The following is a 21,469-nucleotide window of genomic DNA, read 5'->3' on the forward strand; positions in this document are numbered from 1 at the left end:
GGGCGCTAGAGCTTGACGGGTGCGGCGCAGATGCTGGCCACGGCGGCGCAGCTGCAGATCACGGTGACGGCGGTGCGCGCCATGGCGCAGATCGGATCGACCGCCATCAGCAGGATGAAGGCGGCCTCGAACGGCAAGGTCAGGTAGTTGCAGATGGTGCCCACCAGCGACACCGTCACCACGCCCGCCATGCCGGCCGAGGCAAAGCCGGACAGCACCGACACCAGCACCAGCACCCCCAGGTCCGCCACCGACATCGGGCGCCCGTACAGCGCGGCGATGAACAGCGTGCTGCAGACGAAATAGGCGACCGCGCCGACCCGCAGCAGCGAGATGCTCAGCGGCACCAGCAGCTCGACTCGCGCGCGCGCGAACTGCAGCTGCTCGACCAGGCCGCTGACCATGGCCGGCATGCAGGTGGCGCTGTTGTTGGTGGCCACGCCGAGCGCGAACGGCTCGCGCATGGCCGCCATCACGACGCCGTAGGGCACGCTGGCGCGGCGGCTGATCAGCGCCATCGCCAGGCCCATCAGCAAGCCCGACACCAGCAGGAACAGCATCACGAAGCCGGCCATGGCCGCGATCGGCTGCAGGCCGGTCTGCGCCACCTGGCTGGCCGCCATGCACACCAGCACCAACGGTATCGGCAGGTTGACCCAGCGCGTCAGGGTCTGGCAGGCCTGGTAGATGGTCTCCAGCGCCTGGTGCAGGCCGCCCGAGATGCGGCTCGGCACCTGGCCGGCGGCAAAGCCGAACAGCAGCGCGAACACCAGCGCCTTCAGCGTTTCGCCATTGGCCAGCGAGGCGAAGATGTTTTGCGGGATCAGCGATTGCAGCACATCCTTCAGGTCGGTGCGGTGCGGCGGCTTCTCCTCCTCGCGCAGCGCCATTTCGGTGTTGCTGTTGTCGCCGTCGGCGCTGATGATCTTGCCCAGCGCGGCGCGGGTCTCGGCCGGCAGGTTGCCGCCCGGCCGCCCCAGCACCGAGCACAGCGTCGCCGTCACCGCCACCACCAGCGAGAAGCTGATGAACACCACCACCACCCGCTTGAAGATGCGCGCCGCGCCGCCGTCGCGGTACAGGTTTTGCAGGCTGAAGATGACGGCCGAGATCATGAACGGCAGCACGATCATCTTCAGCAGGTCGACATACACCACGCCCACCACGCCCAGGTAGCGCGACAGCGACGGCCACGCCCAGCCCAGCAGCCCGCCGGCCAGCACGCAGCCGACCACGGTCCACGGGTTCAGGGCCCAATTCTGGAAACGCTGCATGCTGGTGGGTGCGTCCACGTGGTGTCCTTATTTGAGGGCTCTGAGCACGCTGTCGGCGGTGGGCTGCACGGCCCGCTGCGCGATCAGCTCGTTGACGAAGGACAGCAGGGTCAGGTCGCGGATGCCGACGATGACGCTGAGCGGCGCCTCCAGGTCGCTGAAGGTGACGGTGCGCAGGGTCAGCGCCAGGCCGGGCTCCTCGCGCATCAGTTGCACCACTTCCATTTCATCGCGGTAGACGGCGGTCACCTCGCCCTTCTTGGCCGCCTCGATCAGGTCGGGCCAGGTGGGATACTTGACCAGCTTGGCCTTGGGGAAGTTGCGCCGGCCGAACTCTTCCCACGAGGAACCGGCCAGCACGCCCAGCGTGCCGGTGTAGTCGCGCACCACCTGCGGCAGCGGGCGGTCGCCGGCCAGCTGGGCGAACCGCATGCGGTTGATCAGCATCGCATGGCCGAGCTTGATGTACGAGATCGAGAAGTGCACCATCTGCGCGCGCTTGAGCGTGCGTCCCAGCCGGCTGACGGCGATATCGACCTTGCCCTGCGCCACCGCCTCGACCACGCTGTCGAAGGTCTTGTAGTTGCGGTCGAAGCGCAGCTTGACGCCGAGTTCCGAGGCGATCAACTTCGCCAGGTCGATGTCGGTGCCGACCAGCTCGCCGTTCTTGACGGAGAAGAACGGTGGGTTGTCGGTGGCCAGCTGGGAGACCACCAGTTCGCCGCGATTGACGATGCGGGCGATGTCCGGCGCCAGCATGCGGCCGTCGGCCACTTTGACCAGCGGCGAGCGGTCCGGCTCGGCGGCCGCATCAGCCCCGGCGGCGCGCGTCTTTTGCCCACCTGGCCCACCCTGCGCCCAGGCGCCGCCACAGGCACTCAAGCCCAGGCACAGCGCGGCCAGCAGCGGGAGCAGCTGTCGCAGGCGGTTCATTGCGCGGCCTTTTGCGCGGCGTTCACGCGCTCGGTCACGGGCGCGGCGGCCGCGGCGGCGTCGCCGCTGATCTTGCCCTTCAGCTGTTGGCGGGCGCGGCTTGCCGTATTGTCGACCACGGCCGGCGCGGGCCGCGCCGCCATGCTCACGCCGACCTGGTAGCCCAGGGCAAACAGCAGCACCAGCAGCGCCACGCCGGAGAAGATGGCCAGCGCGATCAGGCGGGGGGTAAGGCTGAATCGATATTCCATGGTGGCGGTCGCGGTTAAGTGTTCAAGGAATGGAAACGGTGGCCTGGCCCGGCGCGTTAATCGCGATCACGCCGCCCCACATGCACATCAGTTTCGACGAATTGTTCAGCGCCGGCATGTTGCCGATCAGGACGGTCGGCGAGCCCGGCGCCCACGGCGCGGTGGTGGCCGGGATGCACGGCATCGGCGTCAGCACGCCCAGCGCCGCCGCCGTCGCGGCCGCCACCATCGGATTGGCCAGCGACTGGCACATGCCGAACGGCAGGATGTTCACCATCGGCTTGTTGTCCATGATGTTGGCGTCGGGCACGGCGGTCAGCACGGCGTTGGCCGGCAGCACCATCAGCGTGCCCGGCGCCACGCCGAAACTACATTTGAGCATCGCGCCCATGCAGACTTGTTGTCCCATCAGCTCCCTCTCACCAGCTTGTGCAGCCGGTCCAGAATTGCGGGTGTGGCGGCGGCGTTGTCGGTGCGCTTGCCCTTGGGGTCGAAGCGCGCCGGCGAGCCGACCGGCTTGCCATCGCGGTAGATCACTTCTTCCATCAGCTCGCCGTCCGGCCAGTAGCGGCGCAGCGGGCCGTGCAGCAGGTTGGCGCGGTAGCTGCAGGTCTGCACCACCCCGCCCTGGGCGTCGTAGTCGGTCGACTCGCCGTCCATCAGGCCGGCCTTGTAGTGCGACTTGCGCACCCGCAGGCCTTGGTAGAAAAATTCCGCCGGGCCGTGGATCTGGCCGTCGAACATGTTCAGCCGCGCGGTCAGGTGGCCGGCCTCGTCGTAGGACAGCGACTGGCCGGCCGCCACGCCGTCCACCATCATCTGCCGCGCCACGCAGCGGCCGTTGACGTAGGTTTCCATCAGGCCGTGCGCCACGCCGTGCTGAAACTGCGATTGCTGGATCAGCTTGCCGTCCGGCGCGAACACCGCCATGGCGCCGTGCATCTTGCCCGCTTCGAAGTGGGTCTTCATCAACGTGCGGCCCTGCTCGCTGAACTGTTCGAACGGGCCGTGCAGCAAGCCGTCGCGCAGCCAGGCGCGTTGCAGCAGCTGGCCGCCGTCGCCGTGCTCTTCCAGCAGCTGCGGTGCAGCGGCGGCGGGCGGATCTTGTGGCAGTTCGGTGTCGGTCGTCATGTCAGTTCACCTTGGCCATGGCGCCCTTGAGGGTCAGCATCGCGCCGGCCTCCACGGTCTGGGTTGCGTCGGCCTTGCTGTTGATCACCGGCGCCTTGTTGTCCATCTGCACGGCGGCCTGGTTGACCATCTTGGTGCCGGCCTTGTTGGTGAAGTCGGTGCCGGACTCGTTGGTCAGGGCCGTGCCCGCCTTGGCCGTCAGCGCCGTGCCCGCCGTAATGCCGTAGGTGGTGCCCGATTCCTCGGTCACCGCCGCGCTGGACTTGATGCTGATGTCGCCCGTCACCGTGATGGTCAGCTTGCCGTCGATGGTCAGCGCGTAGTCGCCGGTCACCTTGTGGGTGAACTTGGCGGCGTTGGTGTGCGTCTCGTCGCCGGTCACCGCGACCTCGCGGGTGGCCTTGACGTTGTGGACCTCCTTGCCCTTCTGCACGTCGACGGTGCGATCGCCCTCTTGCAGCGTATGGATTTCCGCGCCCTTCTTCACCGTCGTGGTCAGCGCGTTTTCGATCTCGGTCAACATGTCTTTTTGCGCGTGCAGGTACAGCTGCTCGGAGTCCTTCTTGTCCTCGAAGCGCAGCTCGTTGCCGGCCGCGCCCTGCTTGGACGACCAGGTGCGCATGATGGTCTGGGTCTGGTTGGCCGGCAGCTCGGCCGGCGTGGCGTTCTCACCGTTGTAGACGCAGCCCGTCACCAGCGGCCGCTCGGGATCGCCGTTCAGGTAGGTGATCACCACCTCCTGCCCCACACGCGGCAGGAACAGCGCGCCGAAGCCCTTGCCCGCCACCGACTGCGCCACCCGCATCCAGGTCGAGCTCTTGTCGTCCTTGGCACCGTCGCGGTCCCACGGGAACTGCACCTTGATGCGGCCGTACTTGTCGGTCCAGATTTCCTCGCCGCTGGGGCCGACCACCAGCGCCGTCTCGCAACCGACCGCGCGCGGACGGGCCGTCTGCACCGGCGGGCGGAACGGCACCGTCACCGGGAACGCCTCGAAGGAATTGGTGTACATGTCGTCGCGCGCCGTGTGATGCACGCGGCGCAGCACGAAGGCCGCGTTCAAGGCGGTGACGAAATGCTCGGACAAGGTGAACTTGGTGCCGGCGCTGAACGGATAGCAGAAGCTGTCGCCGCGCAGCACTTCGGCGTTGACCTGGCTGGCCTCCACGCGCAGCTGGGCGATCGCGGTGGCCGCTGCGGCCGCCAGGTGGCCGGTGGCGAACTCGTACACCGCGCCGCTGCCGCCGGCGGCCGAATGCGTGCCTTCCAGCGAGGTGCTGGGATTGATGAAGTCGTAGTCGTTGACGGTGGCCTTCTTCACCGCGATGGTGTTCTCGTGCGCGAAGCGCGACACCGTGTCGATGGGGTTGTTCATGCCGGTGCGCGGGAAGAAGCGCACCGCCGCCGCACCGGCGCAATCGGTGAAGTTGGACGAGGCGTCGCCCAGCACCATCGTGTGCGCGCTGCTGCTGAAGGTGAAGAAATAAAAGATGCCGGCCTGCTCCATCAAACGGCAGATGAAGTCGAACGCGGTTTCGTCGTACTGCACGATGTAGTCGACCGGATCGTAGGTCTGGGTCAGCTTGTCGTCGAAGGTGATGCTGAAGTCGCCCAGCACGGCCTTGACGATGTCCGCCACCGACTTGGCCTGGTAGATCTTGCGGTCGCGCGACAGGGTCAGCAGCCACAGCATCGGCACCACCTCGGCCTCGTAGGTGGCGAAGTCCTGGTCGAAACCGCTCTGGATGAAGCGCGACACCATGCCGGTGATGTAGCGCGTGGTGCCGCCGGTGACGTCCAGCGTCACCGTCATGCTCTTGCCGACCACGGTGGCCGCGCTCAGGTTGGTGCTGCCGGAACGCATGTGCAGGTTGAACTTGAACAGTTCCGATATGCCCTCGCTGCCTTCGACCGCGTCCAGCAGCAGGTCGTTGTCGCCGAACGGCGACGACACCGTCAGCAGGCCGCCGGGTTGTTCGAAGCCGGTCCTCATGGCTGGCCCCGCAGCGGATGGTCGCGGAAGGCGTAGGCGAAGTGCTCATCGGTGCCCACGCTCATGTGGATGGCGGTGAACGGCTTGAGCATCGACATGCGCTCCAGCACCAGCGACGACAGCAGCGGCAGCACCGTCTGCGTCAGGATGAAGTCGATGTTGCGGGCGCCGCTGTCGACCTCGGTGCAGCGGGCGGTGATCACCTCGGTCACGCGGTCGTCCCAGCTGAAGCGGGCGTTGTGGTTCTCGGCGAAGCGTGCCGCCAGCTTGGCCAGCTTGAGGTCGACGATGTTGCTGATCTGCTCGTCGCCCAGCGGGTAGTACGGCACCAGCACCAGCCGGCCCAGGAAGGCCGGGCTGAACTGGCGCAGCAGGGCCGGCCGCAGTTGCTCGATCAGCTCGGTCGCATCGGGCCGCTTGCCGTTGGCGCAGGCTTGCGTGATGACGTCCTGCGCCGCGTTCGAGGTCAGCAGGATCAGGGTGTTCTTGAAGTCGATGGTGATGCCTTCGCCGTCCTCCATCGTGCCCTTGTCGAACACCTGGAAGAACAGTTCCAGCACGTCCGGATGCGCTTTTTCCATCTCGTCCAGCAGCACCACGCAGTACGGGCGGCGGCGCACTGCCTCGGTCAGCACGCCGCCCTTGCCGTAGCCGACGTAGCCGGGCGGCGCGCCCTTCAGGCTGGAGATCGAATGCGCTTCCTGGAACTCCGACATATTGATCGTGACCATATTGCGTTCGCCGCCGTACAGCATGTCGGCCAAGGCGAACGCGGTCTCGGTCTTGCCGACGCCGCTGGGGCCGACCAGCAGGAACACGCCGACCGGCTTGCCCGGATCGTCCAGCTCGGCGCGGAAGGTGCGCACGCGGCGGGCGATCGCGTCCAGCGCCTGCGGCTGGCCGACCACGCGGTCTTCGAGGCGCTCCTTCAGTTGCAGCACGGTGTGGATTTCATCGGCCAGCATCTTGCCGACCGGGATGCCTGTCCAGCCGGAGATGACGCCGGCCACGATCTTCGAATCGACGCACACCGGCACCAGCGGCTCGTCGTCCTGGATCGCCTCCAGCCCTTTTTGCAGGCGCTGCAACTGGTCGCCGCGCGAGATGCGCTCCTCGTCGGCCAGCGCGGCGTGGTCGTCGGTGGCGGCGGCGATTTCGCGGCGCAGCACCAGGATCTCGTCGACGGCGCGGCGCTCCTCGGCCAGCTTTTCCTTCAGGCGCTCCAGGCGCGCCTGCAACAGCGCCTGCTGCATTTCCATCTTGGTGATGGCGGCGGCCCGGTCCTCGCCGCGCGCGTGCTGCTGACGGGCGATGCGCAGCTCTTCGCTGTTGAGGACGATATCGTGCTCCAGCGCCTCCAGCTGCTGCGGCGCGCCGGCCTGGCCGATGGCGACGCGGGCGCAAGCCGTGTCCAGTACGCTGATGGCCTTGTCCGGCAACTGGCGGCCGGAGATGTAGCGGTGCGACAGGCGCACGGCGTCGGTCACGGCTTCGTCCAGGATCTCGACGCCGTGGTGTTTTTCCAGGGTGGCGACCATGCCGCGCAACATGCCGATGGCGGCGTCGGTGCTCGGCTCTTCCACCTTGACGACCTGGAAGCGGCGCGCCAGCGCGGGATCGCGTTCGACGTATTTCTTGTACTCGGCCCAGGTGGTGGCGGCGATCGTGCGCAGTTCGCCGCGCGCCAACGCCGGCTTGAGCAGGTTGGCGGCGTCGCCCTGCCCTTCGCTGCCGCCGGCGCCGATCAGCTGGTGCGCTTCGTCGATGAACAGGATGATGGGCGTGGCCGAGGCGCGCACTTCGGCGATCACCGATTTGAGGCGGTTTTCAAACTCGCCCTTGATGCCGGCGCCCGCTTGCAGCAAGGCCAGGTCCAGAGTGCGCACCACCACGTTGGCCAGCGACGGCGGCACCGCGCCCGAGGCGATGCGCTGCGCGAAGCCTTCCACCACGGCGGTCTTGCCGACGCCGGCCTCGCCAGTCAGGATGGGATTGTTCTGGCGGCGGCGCAGCAGGATGTCGATGATCTGGCGGATCTCGGCGTCGCGGCCACGGATGGGATCGATGCGACCGGCGCGCGCCAGCGCCGTCATGTCCACCGTGTACTGGTCCAGCGACGGCGTGGCGCCGCCCGCGCTGTGCGGCGTCGGCATGGCGCCCGTCTGCGCGGCCGGCGCGACGGACGGAGCGCCCGTGACGCCGCCATCCTCGGACGACGCGGCCAGCAGCGACGGCAACTCCTGCTTCAACTGGTCACGCGGAATCTTCAGCAGTTCGGGCGCGCTCTCGATCAACATGCCGCGCAGGCTGTCCACTTCCAGCATCGCCAGCAGCACGGTGCCGGAGCGCACCTGCTGGCTGCCCAACAGCATCGAGCTCAGCAGCCACGCCTCCTGGAACAACGGGATGAAGTGCGGCGACAAGGCCGGCGTGCGGCCGTTACCGCGCTTGAAGCCATCCATGCTGCGTTGTAGCTGAGCCGTCACCGCGCTTTCGACGATGCCGAAGCGTTGCAGCACCACGATAAAATCCGGCGCCCGTTCTTCCAGCAGGGTGAACAGCAGATGCTCCAGGTCGACGTTGTACTGCGTCTGCTTCACGCACAGCTCGGCCGCATGCCCCATCGCCCGCTTGCATTCGGGGTTGAGCTTGGACAGCAAGGTGCGGATATCGATTTCCATGCCGCTCAATCCTCTTCCGTCGACAGCAGGAAGTTCGCCGACTGATGCCGCGCGGTCGACGGGCCGGGGCTGCACAGCCAGGTGCTCAGTCCCAGGCGCGGCGGCAGCTCGGCGTTGGCGCTCAACCGCGTGGTCGGCTGCACCGCCAGGTCCAGCCGCAGCCGCACCTGGATGTCGCTTTGCAGATGGCGCGCCACCAGCCAGCCCAGCAGGGAATTGTTTTTCGCGCCGGGCAGCAAGGCGGCGAACTGCGCCGGTGGCAGCGGCGGCGCGTCCAGCGCCATGCCGGCGCCCTGGTCCCACGCCCGCGCGCCGAGGCAGGCGCCCATGCCCAGCCGCGCCGTCATCGGCGCCGGCTTGCCGGGATCGTGCAGCTTGGCGCGGTCGCACAGCGCCAGCGCGTGCCAGCCGCCGACGAACTGCTTGCCTCGGAAATGCACGCCCATGCGGTCGCGCACCACGGCCAGCAGCGACACCATCGAACGCGGCGCCGCGCCCTGCAAGCCAGCGTGGCGCAGCCAGGCTTGCTGGCCGTCCGGTCCGCGCACGCCTTCGGCCCGGCCCAGGCTGGACAAGGCGTCCAGGCTGCGCACGATGGGCGCGTGGTTGATGCTGTCCGTGCTCAGCGCGAGGTGGTGCTTGCGGCGGCTGCGGTACAGGAAGCCCAGCAGGCGTTGATTGAAAATATCCAGGAATTCCAGCCCCGACATGTCGCGCGCGCGGCGGCGTTCCATCAGCAGCTCGGTGAACGGCATCGGCAGCGGGCCTTGCGAGCCGGCCAGGGTCATCACCGGCGTCTTCAGCGTCAACGACGGGCCGGGCTGCTTGCTTTCATTCAGACCGCTGACGTCGCTCGGGGCGAACGCCAGATCGACCTGCGCCGACAGCCGCAGCGCCTCGTCCATGCCGACCGAGGTGCCGACATGCGCGCGCGCGGGTTCGCTGCGCTCCAGGATGCTGATCGCCTGGAACAGATCGAAGGCGTGCGGGTCGTCCCGCAATAGCGTCATCAGATCAGGCATTGTCGTCCACTCATGGCTGGCCACTGCATCCACGGTTCGCCGCCGCGCGTGACGGCCAGGCGGACGAAGGAATTGGCGGAGGTGTACAGGGCAAAGAAGCGCGACAGCACGCCGGCCAGCACCAGCGGCGAGGTGCCGACGAAGGCGTCGGCGTCGAACTCGAGCACGATGTCGGTGCCGCGGCAGTGGCCGCGCCAGGTGTCGGCGCCCAGCCGCGCGGTGGCCACCGAGGCCGCCATGCTCTTGACGCCGCGCACCTGCGCCTGGTCGCGCGCGCTATCGCCGGCGAACAACATCAGCATCTGCTGCAAGGTCTGGACGCCGGTGGTGCCGTCCACCAGCGAGCGGTGGTTCAACCTCAGCAGCGCCACCAGCGACCACAGGGCCTTGGCTTCCATCACCGGCGGCCGCTGGGCGCTGGGCTGGTACAGCGCGCGGATGTCGGTCGAGGTGGAAATGCCTTCGCCGTAGAAACGGGTGCCGGGCGCGATCTGCTCGGCCAGGCCGCGATTGGTGCACAGCAGTTGCGCGTACACCACCGGCTCGTCCGGCGTGCTGTGGACGTCGGTGCGGTCGACAAAGCTCAGGTAGACGTCGGTGCCGGTGATGCCCTTGCGCATGCTCACCTCGCGCCGCAGCGACCAGAACACCTTGGCGTCCTCGGCATCGGCCGCCGATTCGGCGAACACGCTGGGGATGATGGTGGGCCGTTCGGCGCGCGGATCGGAGGCGGTGACCGACACCACAGAATGCACTTCCATCACGGCCTCGCGCTGGTAGTCCGGCACCAGGATGTATTCGTAGTGGCGGCGGTGCAGGCGGATCGGCTCGCTGGTGACGGGGAACAGGTTGACGGCGGGCACGCAGCCGAGCAGGAAGTTGTCGGCGCTGAGCTGCGACAGCACACGCGCACTACGGTTGAACACGAAGCGCAGCGAGAAGCCCTCGCCCTGCCCCAGCAGGCCGCGCAGGCCGCTCAGGTCGAAGAACTGGAACTTGCGCGGGAAGGCGAAGTATTCCTGCAACAGCGCGTAGGCCGGATGGGCGTGCGCCGGCTGCGCCAGGATCGCCTCGTTCTCGTCGAAGCCCACCTCGCTCAGGCTGTTGGGGCCGAGGCGGTGCAGCCGGCCGCCGCCGCCCAGCAGCTCGATCCGCTCCAGGCCGCTGATCAGCAGTTCGTGCAGCGGCATCGTCGTCATCAGGTCGCCGGACAGGTGCAGGCGCAGGCGGTCCAGTTCCAGTTCCGAGACATCGAGGCCGGGGTCGCAGCGCAGGTCGAGGCGCAGGGTGCGCGTGTCCTCCATCTTGATGGCCGCCACTTTGAGCGGCCACAGCGTGGTGCTCCACGCGACCTGGAAGCGGCAGTTCTCGCCGCTGGCGGCGGTGGTCGACAGCATGGCGCCGCGCGCCACCGGCATGCCGGCCATGACCTTGCCTTGCGACGAGTCCAGCTTCATCTGCACCACCGTCATGGCCGGCACCGGCTGTGTCAGGCTGGGGCACAGGTTGTCCAGCATGGCGCCGGCGATGGTAGGGAAATCGCGGTCGAGGTCGCGGTGTACGCGGGCCGTCAGGAAAGCCACCGATTCGATCAGGCGTTCGGTGTGCGGATCGGCCGATTCGCCGCCGCTCAGCACCAGCCGCTGCGCCACCTTGGGATAGCGCGTGGCGAAGTCGGCCGACTGGGTGCGCAGGTAGGACAGTTCGCGCCGGTAGTATTCCAGGATATCGTCGCTCACGGCATGGCCTCCCGCTGCCCGACCGTCACGCGGCCGCCTGCATCGCGGCGGAACGGGCGTCGAGCGCGATGTCGAAATTGACCCGGCACAGCTGCTGTCCCAGCAATACCACGGCGGCGATCGCGGCGCGCGCGGCAAACGGTTTGGCCGGGTCGGCGCTCACGTCCACCTTGACGTGCGACAGCCGCGGCTCGTACAGCGCCAGGCTGCGCTCGAGCACCTGCGACCAGATGAACAGGTCCTGGTCCGACTGCGGCGACAGGCCCAGCATGTCGGGCAAGCCGTAGTCGAGCACGGTGGGATCGCCTTCCAGATACTCGCGGATGGTCAAGGCATTGCGCACGTTGAACAAGCGCATCAGGTCCAGTTGCAGCGAGTGCTGCAAGCCGCCGCCATCGAGCAACCTGCCATCCGGCGAGGCGTGCAGCACGCCGGTCAACCGGTCAAACATGGGCACAAGCGACGCCGTGATGGCTTTAGACATAGTTTTCTATACGAGCAGCACTCATGGTGGGACGACAGGCGGCGCGCCAGATGGCGCCCGCCGCGGTACCGCATCAATCCGCTTTCATCGTCTCCAGGTTCCAGTTCCAGGTGCCGGTGCCCTTCGCGGTCGAATCCGACTGCTGCTGGGTGTAGTCGCACTTGATCTTGGTGAAGCTGATCGAGAACGAGTCCGATGGAATGCCGCCGCCGCCGGAGGTGCTGATGTTCGAGATCATGGCGTTGGTCATTTCGTACGTGAAGAAGTTCATGTACTTGCCGTTTTCCACGCGCCCCACGTGCAGCTTGGCGACGCCGATCTTGGTGCCCTGGGTACAGGCCTTGTACATTTCCGTGGTCGACAGGTCGGACATCTTCGAGAACGAAATCTCGGAGAACACCGGACGGCCGGAGGTACGCTCGGTGTTCGAGGCGTCCATTTGCAGCGGCATCGAGGCGCTGTGCGAATACGACAGCACGATCACCTTGTCGGCATAGCCGGTGACCATGCAGTTGCCCTTGATGGTGGTGCCCAAATCCAAAATGAGTACGTCAGACATTGCTGGCTCCAAATTTTATGGGCCCACCCGGCGACTGCGCCGGATGGGCGGGAACATCAGTGTGTACAGCCGGGCATCAACCGACGGCGGCCGGCAGTTCGGCCACCAGGCGGATCGACGTGGTCAGTTCCTCCATCTGGAAGTGCGGCTTGAGGAAGACGGTGGCCGAATAGGCGCCAGGCTTGCCGGGTTTTTCGGTGACGTCGACCCGGCCTTCGGCCAGCGGGAAGCGGGCCTTCTCGCCCTGCGTCGCGTTCGGGCTCAGCAGCACGTAGCCGCTCAGCCACGAGTTCAGGTAGTTCTCCACGCTCTGGCGGGTCTGGAAGCTGCCGACCTTGTCGCGCATGATGACCTTGATGTAGTGCGCGAAGCGCGAAGCCGCCAGCACGTACGGCAGGCGCGACGACAGCGCCGCGTTGGCGTTGGCCGCATCGAGGTTGTAGAGCTTGGGCTTGTTGACGGTCTGGCCGCCGAAGAAGGCGGCGAAGTCCGACCCCTTGGAGTTGACCACGGCGATGAAGCCGAGGTCGTTGAGCTCTTTCTCGCGGCGGTCGGTGATCGCCACCTCGGTCGGGCACTTGAGCACGATGTCGCCTTCGTCGGTCTTGAAGGTGTGGGCGGTCATGCCCTCGATCTTGCCGCCGCCTTCGACGCCACGGATCGCGGTGGTCCAGCTGTGCTTGGCGTAGGCGTCGGTGATGCGCAGGCCCAGCTGATAGGCCGAGTTGGCCCACAGGTATTTGCTGTGGTCGCGGCCGTCGACGTCTTCCTCGAAGCTGAAGCTTTCCACCGGGTTGGTCTTGGCGCCGTAGGGCAGGCGCGCGGAGTAGCGCGGCAGCACCATGGCGATGTAGCGCGAGTCTTCCGATTCGCGGAAGCCGCGCCACGAGGCCAGCTCGGCGCTTTCGAAGATCTTCGACATGTCGCGCGGCACGCCCAGCTCGGTGAACTCGGTCATGTCGAACAGCGACGGCGCCGCGGCGGTGATGAACGGCGCGTGCGCGGCGGCGGCCACTTTCGACAGGCGCTGCAACAGCGCCACGTCCTGCGGATGGCGGCCGAAGTAGTAGTCGCCGATCAGCACCGAATACGGGGCGCCGCCGAAGGTGCCGTACTCTTCTTCGTAGATCTTTTTGAACAGCACGCTCATGTCGTGGTCGACCGCGCCTTCGAGGTCTTTCAGCAGCTCTTTCTTCGACACGTTCAGCAGCCGCAGCTTGAGGGTGGTGCTGGTTTCGGTGCCGTACACCATGTCGTGCAGGCCGCGCCAGGAGCCTTCCAGTTTCTGGAATTCCTCGTGGTGCATGATGGCGTTGAGCTGGTCGCTGAGGATGCGGTCGATCTCGGCCACGCGCTCGTTGATCATTGCGACCACACCCTTGTCGGGAGCGGTCTTCATGCCTTCGTCCAGCACCTGCGTGGCGAACTGGCCCAGCAGTTTTTTGGCGTAGGCGTTTTGCGACGGTTCGATCGCCATCTTGCCTTCCTGGACGATGCGGTCCAGCAAGCTCAGTTCGCCGGCGGATTCCGTCGACTGGGCGCCGCCCTTGGCGGATTGACTAGTAGCCATGATTTAGCTCTCTCTTAGAAACGATGAGGGGAAGCGCGCGTGGGCGCGCTATCAGGATGGGGTCGCTTCCGCGTCCGCTGCCGGCGCCGCGTCGGCGGCCGGTTCCTGGTCCTTGAGTGTCTTCAGCTCTTGCGTGTTCTGGATGATGTTTTCCAGCAGCGCATCGAGCTCATCGTTGCCATCGAGTTTGCCGAGCAGGTCGCGCAATTGCTGGCGCACTTCCAGCAGCTTGGCCAGGCGCGGCACTTGCGTGACGATGGATTCCGGATGGAAGTGGTCGAACTCGGTGAAGTTGAGTTCCACCTTGAGATTGCCTTCGCCCTTGAGCGTGTCCGGCACGGACAGGTCCAGGCGCGGGGCGATCTTGCCCATGACTTCGTTGAAGTTATCGCGATCGATCTCGATCAGGCGTCGGGCCTTGAGCTTGGGCAGCGGCACCAGCGGCTGGCCGGACAAGTCGGCCAGCAAGCCGACCACCAGGGGCAGCTCTTTTTTTTCAGTGGCGTCACCAATTTCGACGTCGTACGTGATTTGCACACGTGGGGGACGATTGCGTCCTACCCATTTTTGTAAGCTATCTGACATTCACATCCTCACATTATGGTGACTAGCGGCCGACGACATTCACTGCAAAAACAGGCGGACTGAGCACAAAGCTACTTCTCGTGATACCACCCTACGTAAAGCCGCAACGTAATTGATAGGTACAAAGATTTCCGATACTCAATTGATATTAAATGTAAATTCTTTCGCTCACAAGCTTTTTCAAAATTTGTTCCGTTATATTTTCGCCACGGAGTCGAGGAGCATCAATGTGACGGATTGATGACGTTGAAGTTACCCACCAGGCGGCGTGGTGGGCGGTGGGGGGATTGCATCTTTGAAGTTTTGTAGCGCCGCGCTCGGATCGTGCGCGGGGAGTTTGGCGGCGGCTTCTTTTGCGGCGTTGAGTTTGTCGGCCAGTGATTTGGCGGCGCTCGCTTTGTCGGCGGCGGCTTTGGCTTTGGTGGCGGCCTCGGCGGCGACTGCGGCTTTGTCGGCGGCGGCTTTGGCGAAGGCGGTGGCATCGGTAGCGGCTTTGCTTGCCGCTGCCTTTTCGCTCGCCGCTGCGAGTGGGTCGAGTTGTTTTGCCGCGTCCGCGGGTTCGATGGTCGGGGCTGCCTTGATGTCGGGAGTCGCTGGCATGTTGGCAGTCGCGGCATCTGTGGCTGCGGGTATTGCGGCCCCGGCTTTCGGGCGCGGCGGCGGTGCGGCGGGCGAAGGCGGTTGGGCAGGATCGATCGCTGGCGCGGATGCTGGCGCGGTTGGCGTTGCGGTGGCGGGAGCGGTTGCCGGTGCTGCTGCCGCCACATCGACGGCCGGCGCGGCATCGGGTTTTGCGACGCCTGCTTTCGCTGCGGCGGTTGGCTCGGCTGCAGATTTTGTTGCGTCAGCAGTTGGCGTTTCAGCGCCTGGCACATCGGCGGTTGGCGCGGCGGCTTTGGGCGCGTCCGTAGCAGATGCGTCGGGTGTGGGTGTTTCGCTCTTCGGCGCAGCTGCGGTAGAGGCTTTCGTGGATGGTGTGTCTGCGCTTGCGGGCTTGTCGCCTCTTGCTTGCCCGGCGTCGGCATTAGCGGCGACGCCATCAGGCGCGCTGGCCACATCTCCAGCTGCGGGCGCATTTGCCGACGCGCTTGCCGCCTCGCCGGCCGATCCGCTTGGGGCGGTAGCGGCGGACGTCACATCGGCTGCGGCGGTGTCGCTCTTCGCAGCAGCGGCTGGCGTGGCGCCTGAAGCAGCGGGCGCGACGGCGGCGCCAGCGGCAGGTGTTGCAGCGGCGGTTGCTGCGGACGCACCAGCATCGGCTGCAGCAGGCGTTGCTGCTGCGGCGGCGGACGCTGCAGCGTCTGCGGCGGCGTCCGTTGTGGCGGTCGAGGCGGCGGCTTTGGCGTCGGCGTTGACGGATGTGCCGCCGTGCTTGACCACCTCCGCATCGACGATCGATTCCGCCTTGATCGCCTCGCTGCGCGCGGCGTTGACCTGCGCTTGCACTGCCTCCACCTGCGCCACCGTCTTGTTGATACCGGCCTGCGCTTCATCCTTCATCGCCGTCGTGCGCGAGGCGGCGTCGTCCGCCGCTGCGCCCACATCCTTCTCGCCGGCCACCACCTGCGCCGCCAGCGCCTGCTCCGACTCCTTGGCCGCGTTGGCCGCCTGCTCCGCCTTGTCCGCTTCCGCCTTCACATCGGCCAGCACGGCGTCGGTATCGGGCACATAGGGATCGGTCGCCGTCTCCGATTCCTTCTGCGCGTCGTCCAGCGATCCGGACATGTCCGCCAATGCCGCATCGGCGTCCGCCGCCACACTTTCCGCATCCTGCTTCATGCCATCGAAGCTAGCCTTCACCTGCTCCGACACCGGACTATCCACGATGGCCTCGCCGGCGCTCTGCGTGCCGGACGCGGTGTTGTCGGCCGCACTCCGCACCTCGCTTGCGCCCTGCTTCGCCTGGTCCGCCGCCTGATGCACGCGGTCCAGCAAATCATTGGCCGACTGCTGCGCCTCGCTCTTCCAACTGTTCACCTGGTCGGTCACATTGGCGGCGCTCTGCACCTGCGATTGCACCTGGCCGAGCGTGCCCGCCACGTCGTCGTAGAACTGCGCATACGGCGCGATCTGGTCGCCCACCGCACGGATGTTCAGGCCGGAGATCGCCTGCGACGCCTGGTCCACATACGACAAAGCCTGGTCCGCCGCCTGCCGCACCTGCTGGCGCGCCGCGCCGCTCGCCGAGTCCACCTGGCCGCGCGCGGACGTCAGCGTATCGGTCAGCTTCTGCAATGGCTGCATGGCCTGCTGCTTCACCGACGTCAATGCGGCGCTGAGCTTGCCCAGGCCATCCTGCGCCATCGCCGCCGCCTTGCCGACCTCCGCCTTGCCCTGTTGCAGCACGTTCTGCAACGGCGCGCCTGCGGCCTGGATCTGCGCCTCCAGCGGCTTGAAGGTACGGTCCAGCAAATCCGACAACTCCTGCTGCAGGCGCTTGACCAGCGGCTCGCATTGCAGCTTGGCCAGGCACTGCTCGGCGGCATTACGCACCTTGTCCAGGATTTGCTGGAGCGCCGCGCCGGCCTGGTCCAGCTGCTCCTGCATCAGCGGCGCGATTTTCTCGGCGGCGTCCGACACTTGCTGCAGCGCCGCCTGCATCTGCTCCAACAAAGCCACCAGCGCGTCGATCGCCTGCTGCACTTTGGCGATGGCCTGGTCCAGCAAAGGATTCAAGGAATCGACCAGCGTGATGGCCTGCTCCATCAAGCCGGTGGCCTGGTCGCCGGCCGTCTTCACCGCCGTGCGCGCGCCGGCGATGGCCGTCTTCACGCCGGGAATCATGGCCTTGACGCCGACGAACAGCGTGCGCGCCATCATCAACGGCGGCGCCTTCATCATGTAGCGGGTGCAGATTTCGATCGCGCCGGTGCACAGGCCGTCGGCCTGGTCGAGCTCGCTGGAGGCGGCGTCCAGCGTGCTGTTGGCCTCGGCAACGAAGACCGGGATGTTGTCCTTCACCTGCGTCAGCATGGCGATGGCGTCGGCGATCATGGTGCGCACCGGGACGAAATTCTCCGGCAGCTGGCGCAGCACGGTCTTGGCGTTTTCCGCCTCCCCGTCCAGCTCGGTCATCAGCTGCAGCACCTTCTGCACCTCGACGTTAACCGCGTCCAGCACTTCCTGCAAGGCTTGCTTGATGGCCTCCACGCGCCGCTCCAGCGCATCCAGCGGCTCCAGCGCCTTCTTCACCATGCCGTCCACTGTGGCGGCCGCCGCGGCCAACTGGTCGATCACCGCATCGACCTGCGCGCGCGCGGCGGCCAGCGGCTTGATCAGGATGTCGGCCAGGCGGCTTAGCTGCGCCGAGGCTTCATCGAACAAGGCGTCGCAGTTGCTCGCCTCGTCGCCCAGGGCGCTGTTCAACTGGTCCACCAGATCGATCTGCGCCTGCAACGGCGCCAGCAGCGCATTGCCTTTCTCGTTGAGCAGGTCGGAGATGCCGCTGATGGTTTGCGTGGCCTGCGCGGTGGCGTCCTGCATCGCCGTATCGAGGTCGCCGACGTTGCCGTCCAGCGTGGCGCGCAGCGCCTTGACCTGGGCCAGGCTATCGTTCTGCAGCTGTTCGGCGCGCGCCAGCACCGCCTGCATGGCCTCGTTGCCGGCGCCGCCCTGCAGCGTCGCCAACTGCTGCAGCTGCTTGGACAGCGGCAGCAGATCGCGCCCGTATTGCTCGACCATGACGCCGGTGCGCTTGGCCAGTTCGGCCAGCGCCTGCCCCCGCCCCGGCAGGCTGTTGAAGAAGGTCATCTGCGCGCCGAAGTCCGGCACCAGGCCGGACAGCTCCGGCAGAAGCGTGCTCATCGCCTCGACCGCGCCGTTGGCCGAGTCGACCACCTTCTGCACGCCGGCCGTCTGCGCCAGCAGGCGCTGCGGAATGGCGGCGGCGTCGCTGGCCAGCTTGCGCAGGTCGCTGGCGGCCTGCTCCAGCACGCCGGTGCAGCAGTCGATGATGGGCTGCGGATTGAGCAGGTCCGGAATGGCCTTCATCTGCTGCGCCACCTTCTGCATGTCCTGGTTCAGCGAAGTGGCGGTGGCGGTGACCTCGGTGGCGAAGATCTTGCCCTGGTCGACGATGGTGTCGGCCGCCTTCTGCACCGCCTTGGCGATGTTGACCGGGCATTGCGGCAACACTTCGATGGAGTGGTCGATGACTTTCATCTACAGCGCGCCCAGGGTGGAGGTGGTGCGCGAGGTGGCGTCGCCGAGCGCCGTCTTGATCGCCGCCACCTTGCTCGGCGCCGGCTCCAGCGACAGCGAGGCCGAGCCCACCGTCGAGATGGTCGCGTTGACCTGCGCCAGCGCCTGGTTCAACTCCGGCAGCACCTCGGCGCCTTCGATGCGGATGTCTTCCAGCGCCGGCAGCAGGTCGGGCACCACAGGTATCACCGGCAGCGCGCTCAGCGCCGGCAGGGCCGACAGCGCGGCGGCCGACGCGGCGCCGCTGGGCGGCGCCACCAGCCGCCCCGGCTGCGCTTGCCTGCTCAGCTCTTCCAGCACGATGACGGCGCCGCTCATCAGGCGGCCGGCCAGGGCGTTCAACCAGCCGTCCGCGCCACCGTGGGCGCCCGCCAGCGAGGGGCCGGAGCGTTGCAATATCCATTTGAGCTCGGCGCGCGCGGCCGGTTCGCCCAGCCAGAAGCGCAGGTAGGTGCAGGCGTCGTCGGACGACGAAAAGCGCCGCCGCGCGCCCGGCACAGGCGCGCTGCCTTGCAGCCATGGCTGTCCGGCCTGGCCGCCAGATTCGTAGAACGTGACGCGGCTGGAATGGCGCCATAAGCTGGCCAGGGGATGCAGCATGGATGTCTCGTGAGGACAAGTGTCGATTGACAATATCATGAGCAGCTTGATAACGCAATCGGCCGCCAGCCCCCGCCACACCACAGTCGGCAGCGCCATCGTTGCGCGATGAGCCTGCCTTGGGGTAGCATGAACCCCGGTCTGCGGCCCAGAGAAAACGACAATGTGGAATAGCGCTTTTTTAAAAGTACTGGGTCTCATCGGTCTGCTGCTCGTGGCGCTGGCGGCGCAGGCGGCCGGCAACAGTCCGGCGCTGGACAGCATCCGCAAGAACGGCGTGCTCCGGGTCGGCGTCAAGACCGACTTCAGTCCCTTCAATTCACTCAACGCCCAGGGCGAGGTGGTCGGCTTCGAGAGCGACATCGCCGCGCTGATCGCCCAGCGCCTCGGCGTGGCCCTGAAAAAAGTCAGCATCACCACCGAGAACCGGTTTCAGAAACTGGAGCTGGGCGATGTCGACGTGCTGATCGCCACCGTCGGCGACACGCCGGCGCGGCGCAAGATCGCCACCGCCATCGAGCCGGGCTACAACGAGACCAGCGTCAACGTGTTGTTCAAGCCGGGCGACGCGGTCGACGCCTGGTCCAAGATACGCCACGAGACCATCTGCGCGGTGCAAGGCAGTTATTTCAACAAGCCGATGAGCGAGCGCTATCTGCTCGAGCTGCAAAACTACAAGACCGTGCGCGACGCCCAACTGGCGCTGCACGACGGCCAGTGCTCGGGCTTCCTGTACGCGACGGCGGCGCTGGCCAACACCAGCAAGCTGCCGCAATGGCAGGACTACACGATGCCGCTGCCGAACGCGCTGATCACGCCGATGGCGATCTTCATCTCGCGCAATGAACGCGGCAGCGAGCTCGATCTGGCGCTGGGCAATATCGTGGCCGAGCTGCACCGCACCGGCTGGCTGCTGGAAGCCAACAACAAATGGGGCATCGCCTCGACGTCATGGCTGACGGCGCAGAAGGCGCTCTGGTCCGAGCGCGACACGGGCGGCCTCTACAAGTGCGTGCGCAACAACAGCGGCAACTGGATCGCCGCCTGCCGCAGCGCCGAGAACGTCTCCAGCACCGAGGCGGCCGGCGTGCAGGCGGTGGGGCTGTGGATCAAGGAGCAGCTGGGCGTGGACCTGAACTTCGTCTACGACCCTTACGACCGCAGCCAGTTCCTGCAAGGCATAGGCTATACCATGCTGCTGATTACGGCCGGCGTCGCCGTCAGCCTGGCGCTGGGCCTGGCGACCGCGGTCACGGTCGACGGCCACAGCGGCTGGAGCACGCGGGCCATCCACGCCATCATGGCCTACGGCCGGCTGACACCGCCGCTGCTGATGATGTACCTGATCTTCTTCGGCTTCGGCGGCTGGACCATGCACCAGTTCGGCATCAAGCTGCCGGCGTTCGCGGTGGCGGCGTTCTGCTCCGGCTACTACACGGCGGGCATGGTGATGCGCGCCTTCCTCGAGGCCGCCGCCCATGTGCGCACCACCGAGGCCGGCTACCGCTTGCGGCTCAGGCGGCTGGCGCCCACCGCACAGTACGCCAGCTGGCCGGTCAAGCAGGCGCTGATCAACCTGACCAAGCAGACCATGATCGCCTCGGCCATCGCCATCCCGGAACTGCTGAGCGCGAGCAGCCTGCTGATCGCGGAAAAGGGCAATATCTTCGTGACCATGACGGTGCTGCTGATCACCTTCTACCTGATCACCAGTCTGTGGACGCGCCTGTTCAACTACGTGGAAAAAACCTGGCTGCACACGGGGAAGGCGGAGCGACCATGAACAACGAGACCCTGAGCTTCCTGTGGACCTGGACGCCCTTCCTGCTGCAAGGCTTCCTGTGGAATATCCTGATCGCGGTGTGCGCCGTGGCGCTGGGCTCGCTGATGGGCGCCGGCCTGGCCTGGCTGCGCGTGACCCGGCACGGCCGCGCCGCCGTCGCCGCCGAGCGGGTCTCGACCTTTTTCCGCGGCGTGCCGACGCTGGCGCTGATCTTTTACGCGGTGTTCGTGCTGCCGGCCGAGTTCACCTTGCCGGGCAGCGCCGTCACGCTGCATATACCGCAGTGGGTCAAGGCGGTGATCGGCCTGTCGGCGGCGCCGCTGTCGTTCACCTCCGAGAGCCTGGTGGTGGCGCACCGCGCCTGGAAGCGCGGCGACGTCGGCGCGGCGCTGTTGTTCATCCCCACCTGGATCAATGTGTTCCTGATTTCCTTCATCGCCTCCAGCGCGTCGTCGCTGGTCGGCGTGAGCGAACTGGTCAGCCGCTGCAACACGGTGATCGCCGCCACCGGCACCAGCGTCATGGTGCCGGTGTATATTTACTGCAGTTTTTATTTTGTCATTACTTCGCTGGTGTTCACGGCGCTGATCGGCCGTTTCAAGACCTCGGCCTTCATGGCCGGCATCCACCGCAGGCTGACCCACGGCTAAACCGTTATCCGATT

At 66.6% G+C, this 21,469-nt stretch carries 17 protein-coding genes; 2 read left to right on the forward strand and 15 right to left on the reverse strand.

Annotated elements, in window-relative coordinates; all coding sequences use genetic code 11:
* Positions 1–5: 5 nt before the first annotated feature.
* The 15 genes from KVP70_RS28835 to KVP70_RS28905 form a co-directional block, all read right to left on the reverse strand.
* Positions 6–1,292 carry a dicarboxylate/amino acid:cation symporter gene (locus KVP70_RS28835; protein WP_262311800.1) on the reverse strand — a complete coding sequence of 429 codons (1,287 nt, stop codon included), beginning with the start codon at positions 1,290–1,292 and terminating at the stop codon, positions 6–8.
* A 9-nt stretch (positions 1,293–1,301) separates the two neighbouring features.
* A complete protein-coding gene (locus KVP70_RS28840; RefSeq protein WP_217945831.1) occupies positions 1,302–2,207 on the reverse strand; it encodes an ABC transporter substrate-binding protein in 906 nt (301 codons plus the stop codon).
* Positions 2,204–2,458 (reverse strand): hypothetical protein, encoded by a 255-nt coding sequence (locus tag KVP70_RS28845; RefSeq protein ID WP_217945832.1) that lies wholly within the window; start codon positions 2,456–2,458, stop codon positions 2,204–2,206. The genes KVP70_RS28840 and KVP70_RS28845 overlap by 4 nt, the downstream gene beginning before the upstream one ends.
* Positions 2,459–2,480: 22 nt before the next feature.
* Complete coding sequence (locus KVP70_RS28850) at positions 2,481–2,867, reverse strand: DUF4280 domain-containing protein (RefSeq protein ID WP_217945833.1); 387 nt, start codon at positions 2,865–2,867, stop codon at positions 2,481–2,483.
* Entirely contained in the window at positions 2,867–3,589 is a 723-nt protein-coding gene (locus KVP70_RS28855) for a toxin-antitoxin system YwqK family antitoxin (RefSeq protein ID WP_217945834.1), read from the reverse strand. Before KVP70_RS28855 ends, KVP70_RS28850 begins: the two co-directional genes overlap by 1 nt.
* Position 3,590: 1 nt before the next feature.
* On the reverse strand, positions 3,591–5,582 hold the full coding sequence (locus tag KVP70_RS28860) for a type VI secretion system Vgr family protein (protein WP_217945835.1): 1,992 nt from the start codon (positions 5,580–5,582) through the stop codon (positions 3,591–3,593).
* Positions 5,579–8,263 carry a type VI secretion system ATPase TssH gene (tssH, locus tag KVP70_RS28865; protein ID WP_217945836.1) on the reverse strand — a complete coding sequence of 895 codons (2,685 nt, stop codon included), beginning with the start codon at positions 8,261–8,263 and terminating at the stop codon, positions 5,579–5,581. Before tssH ends, KVP70_RS28860 begins: the two co-directional genes overlap by 4 nt.
* Before the next feature lie 5 nt (positions 8,264–8,268).
* Positions 8,269–9,285, reverse strand: a complete 1,017-nt coding sequence (gene tssG / locus KVP70_RS28870) for a type VI secretion system baseplate subunit TssG (RefSeq protein WP_229225162.1) — start codon at positions 9,283–9,285, stop codon at positions 8,269–8,271.
* Positions 9,273–11,024, reverse strand: a complete 1,752-nt coding sequence (gene tssF, locus KVP70_RS28875; RefSeq protein WP_217945837.1) for a type VI secretion system baseplate subunit TssF — start codon at positions 11,022–11,024, stop codon at positions 9,273–9,275. Before tssF ends, tssG begins: the two co-directional genes overlap by 13 nt.
* A gap of 25 nt (positions 11,025–11,049) precedes the next feature.
* Positions 11,050–11,475, reverse strand: a complete 426-nt coding sequence (gene tssE, locus KVP70_RS28880; RefSeq protein ID WP_229225163.1) for a type VI secretion system baseplate subunit TssE — start codon at positions 11,473–11,475, stop codon at positions 11,050–11,052.
* 106 nt (positions 11,476–11,581) lie between these two features.
* Positions 11,582–12,067: an Hcp family type VI secretion system effector gene (locus KVP70_RS28885; protein WP_116993407.1), complete on the reverse strand. Its 486-nt coding sequence runs from the start codon at positions 12,065–12,067 to the stop codon at positions 11,582–11,584.
* A gap of 76 nt (positions 12,068–12,143) precedes the next feature.
* The gene (gene tssC, locus KVP70_RS28890) at positions 12,144–13,637 is read right to left on the reverse strand and encodes a type VI secretion system contractile sheath large subunit (RefSeq protein ID WP_020705266.1); all 1,494 of its coding nucleotides are present in this window, start codon (positions 13,635–13,637) and stop codon (positions 12,144–12,146) included.
* A 51-nt stretch (positions 13,638–13,688) separates the two neighbouring features.
* Positions 13,689–14,222 carry a type VI secretion system contractile sheath small subunit gene (gene tssB, locus KVP70_RS28895; protein WP_217945839.1) on the reverse strand — a complete coding sequence of 178 codons (534 nt, stop codon included), beginning with the start codon at positions 14,220–14,222 and terminating at the stop codon, positions 13,689–13,691.
* Positions 14,223–14,474: 252 nt separating this feature from the next.
* A complete protein-coding gene (locus tag KVP70_RS28900) occupies positions 14,475–18,383 on the reverse strand; it encodes a coiled-coil domain-containing protein (protein ID WP_217945840.1) in 3,909 nt (1,302 codons plus the stop codon).
* The gene (locus KVP70_RS28905; protein ID WP_217945841.1) at positions 18,384–19,022 is read right to left on the reverse strand and encodes a hypothetical protein; all 639 of its coding nucleotides are present in this window, start codon (positions 19,020–19,022) and stop codon (positions 18,384–18,386) included.
* A 163-nt stretch (positions 19,023–19,185) separates the two neighbouring features.
* Between KVP70_RS28905 and KVP70_RS28910 the strand changes: the two genes are divergently transcribed.
* The gene (locus tag KVP70_RS28910; RefSeq protein ID WP_217945842.1) at positions 19,186–20,805 is read left to right on the forward strand and encodes a transporter substrate-binding domain-containing protein; all 1,620 of its coding nucleotides are present in this window, start codon (positions 19,186–19,188) and stop codon (positions 20,803–20,805) included.
* Positions 20,802–21,455 (forward strand): ABC transporter permease family protein, encoded by a 654-nt coding sequence (locus KVP70_RS28915; protein WP_217945843.1) that lies wholly within the window; start codon positions 20,802–20,804, stop codon positions 21,453–21,455. Before KVP70_RS28910 ends, KVP70_RS28915 begins: the two co-directional genes overlap by 4 nt.
* Positions 21,456–21,469 lie beyond the last annotated feature (14 nt).

This window comes from Duganella violaceipulchra (assembly GCF_019166075.1).
GTDB classification, from domain to species: Bacteria; Pseudomonadota; Gammaproteobacteria; order Burkholderiales; family Burkholderiaceae_D; genus Rugamonas; species Rugamonas violaceipulchra.

Coding starts and splice junctions, on each gene's coding strand:
- KVP70_RS28840 (WP_217945831.1), bottom strand. CDS start 2,207: ATGAACCGCCTGCGACAGCTGCTCCCGCTGCTGGCCGCGCTGTGCCTG.
- KVP70_RS28845 (WP_217945832.1), bottom strand. CDS start 2,458: ATGGAATATCGATTCAGCCTTACCCCCCGCCTGATCGCGCTGGCCATC.
- KVP70_RS28850 (WP_217945833.1), bottom strand. CDS start 2,867: ATGGGACAACAAGTCTGCATGGGCGCGATGCTCAAATGTAGTTTCGGC.
- KVP70_RS28855 (WP_217945834.1), bottom strand. CDS start 3,589: ATGACGACCGACACCGAACTGCCACAAGATCCGCCCGCCGCCGCTGCA.
- KVP70_RS28860 (WP_217945835.1), bottom strand. CDS start 5,582: ATGAGGACCGGCTTCGAACAACCCGGCGGCCTGCTGACGGTGTCGTCG.
- tssH (WP_217945836.1), bottom strand. CDS start 8,263: ATGGAAATCGATATCCGCACCTTGCTGTCCAAGCTCAACCCCGAATGC.
- tssG (WP_229225162.1), bottom strand. CDS start 9,285: ATGCCTGATCTGATGACGCTATTGCGGGACGACCCGCACGCCTTCGAT.
- tssE (WP_229225163.1), bottom strand. CDS start 11,475: ATGTTTGACCGGTTGACCGGCGTGCTGCACGCCTCGCCGGATGGCAGG.
- KVP70_RS28885 (WP_116993407.1), bottom strand. CDS start 12,067: ATGTCTGACGTACTCATTTTGGATTTGGGCACCACCATCAAGGGCAAC.
- tssC (WP_020705266.1), bottom strand. CDS start 13,637: ATGGCTACTAGTCAATCCGCCAAGGGCGGCGCCCAGTCGACGGAATCC.
- tssB (WP_217945839.1), bottom strand. CDS start 14,222: ATGTCAGATAGCTTACAAAAATGGGTAGGACGCAATCGTCCCCCACGT.
- KVP70_RS28900 (WP_217945840.1), bottom strand. CDS start 18,383: ATGAAAGTCATCGACCACTCCATCGAAGTGTTGCCGCAATGCCCGGTC.
- KVP70_RS28905 (WP_217945841.1), bottom strand. CDS start 19,022: ATGCTGCATCCCCTGGCCAGCTTATGGCGCCATTCCAGCCGCGTCACG.
- KVP70_RS28910 (WP_217945842.1), top strand. CDS start 19,186: ATGTGGAATAGCGCTTTTTTAAAAGTACTGGGTCTCATCGGTCTGCTG.
- KVP70_RS28915 (WP_217945843.1), top strand. CDS start 20,802: ATGAACAACGAGACCCTGAGCTTCCTGTGGACCTGGACGCCCTTCCTG.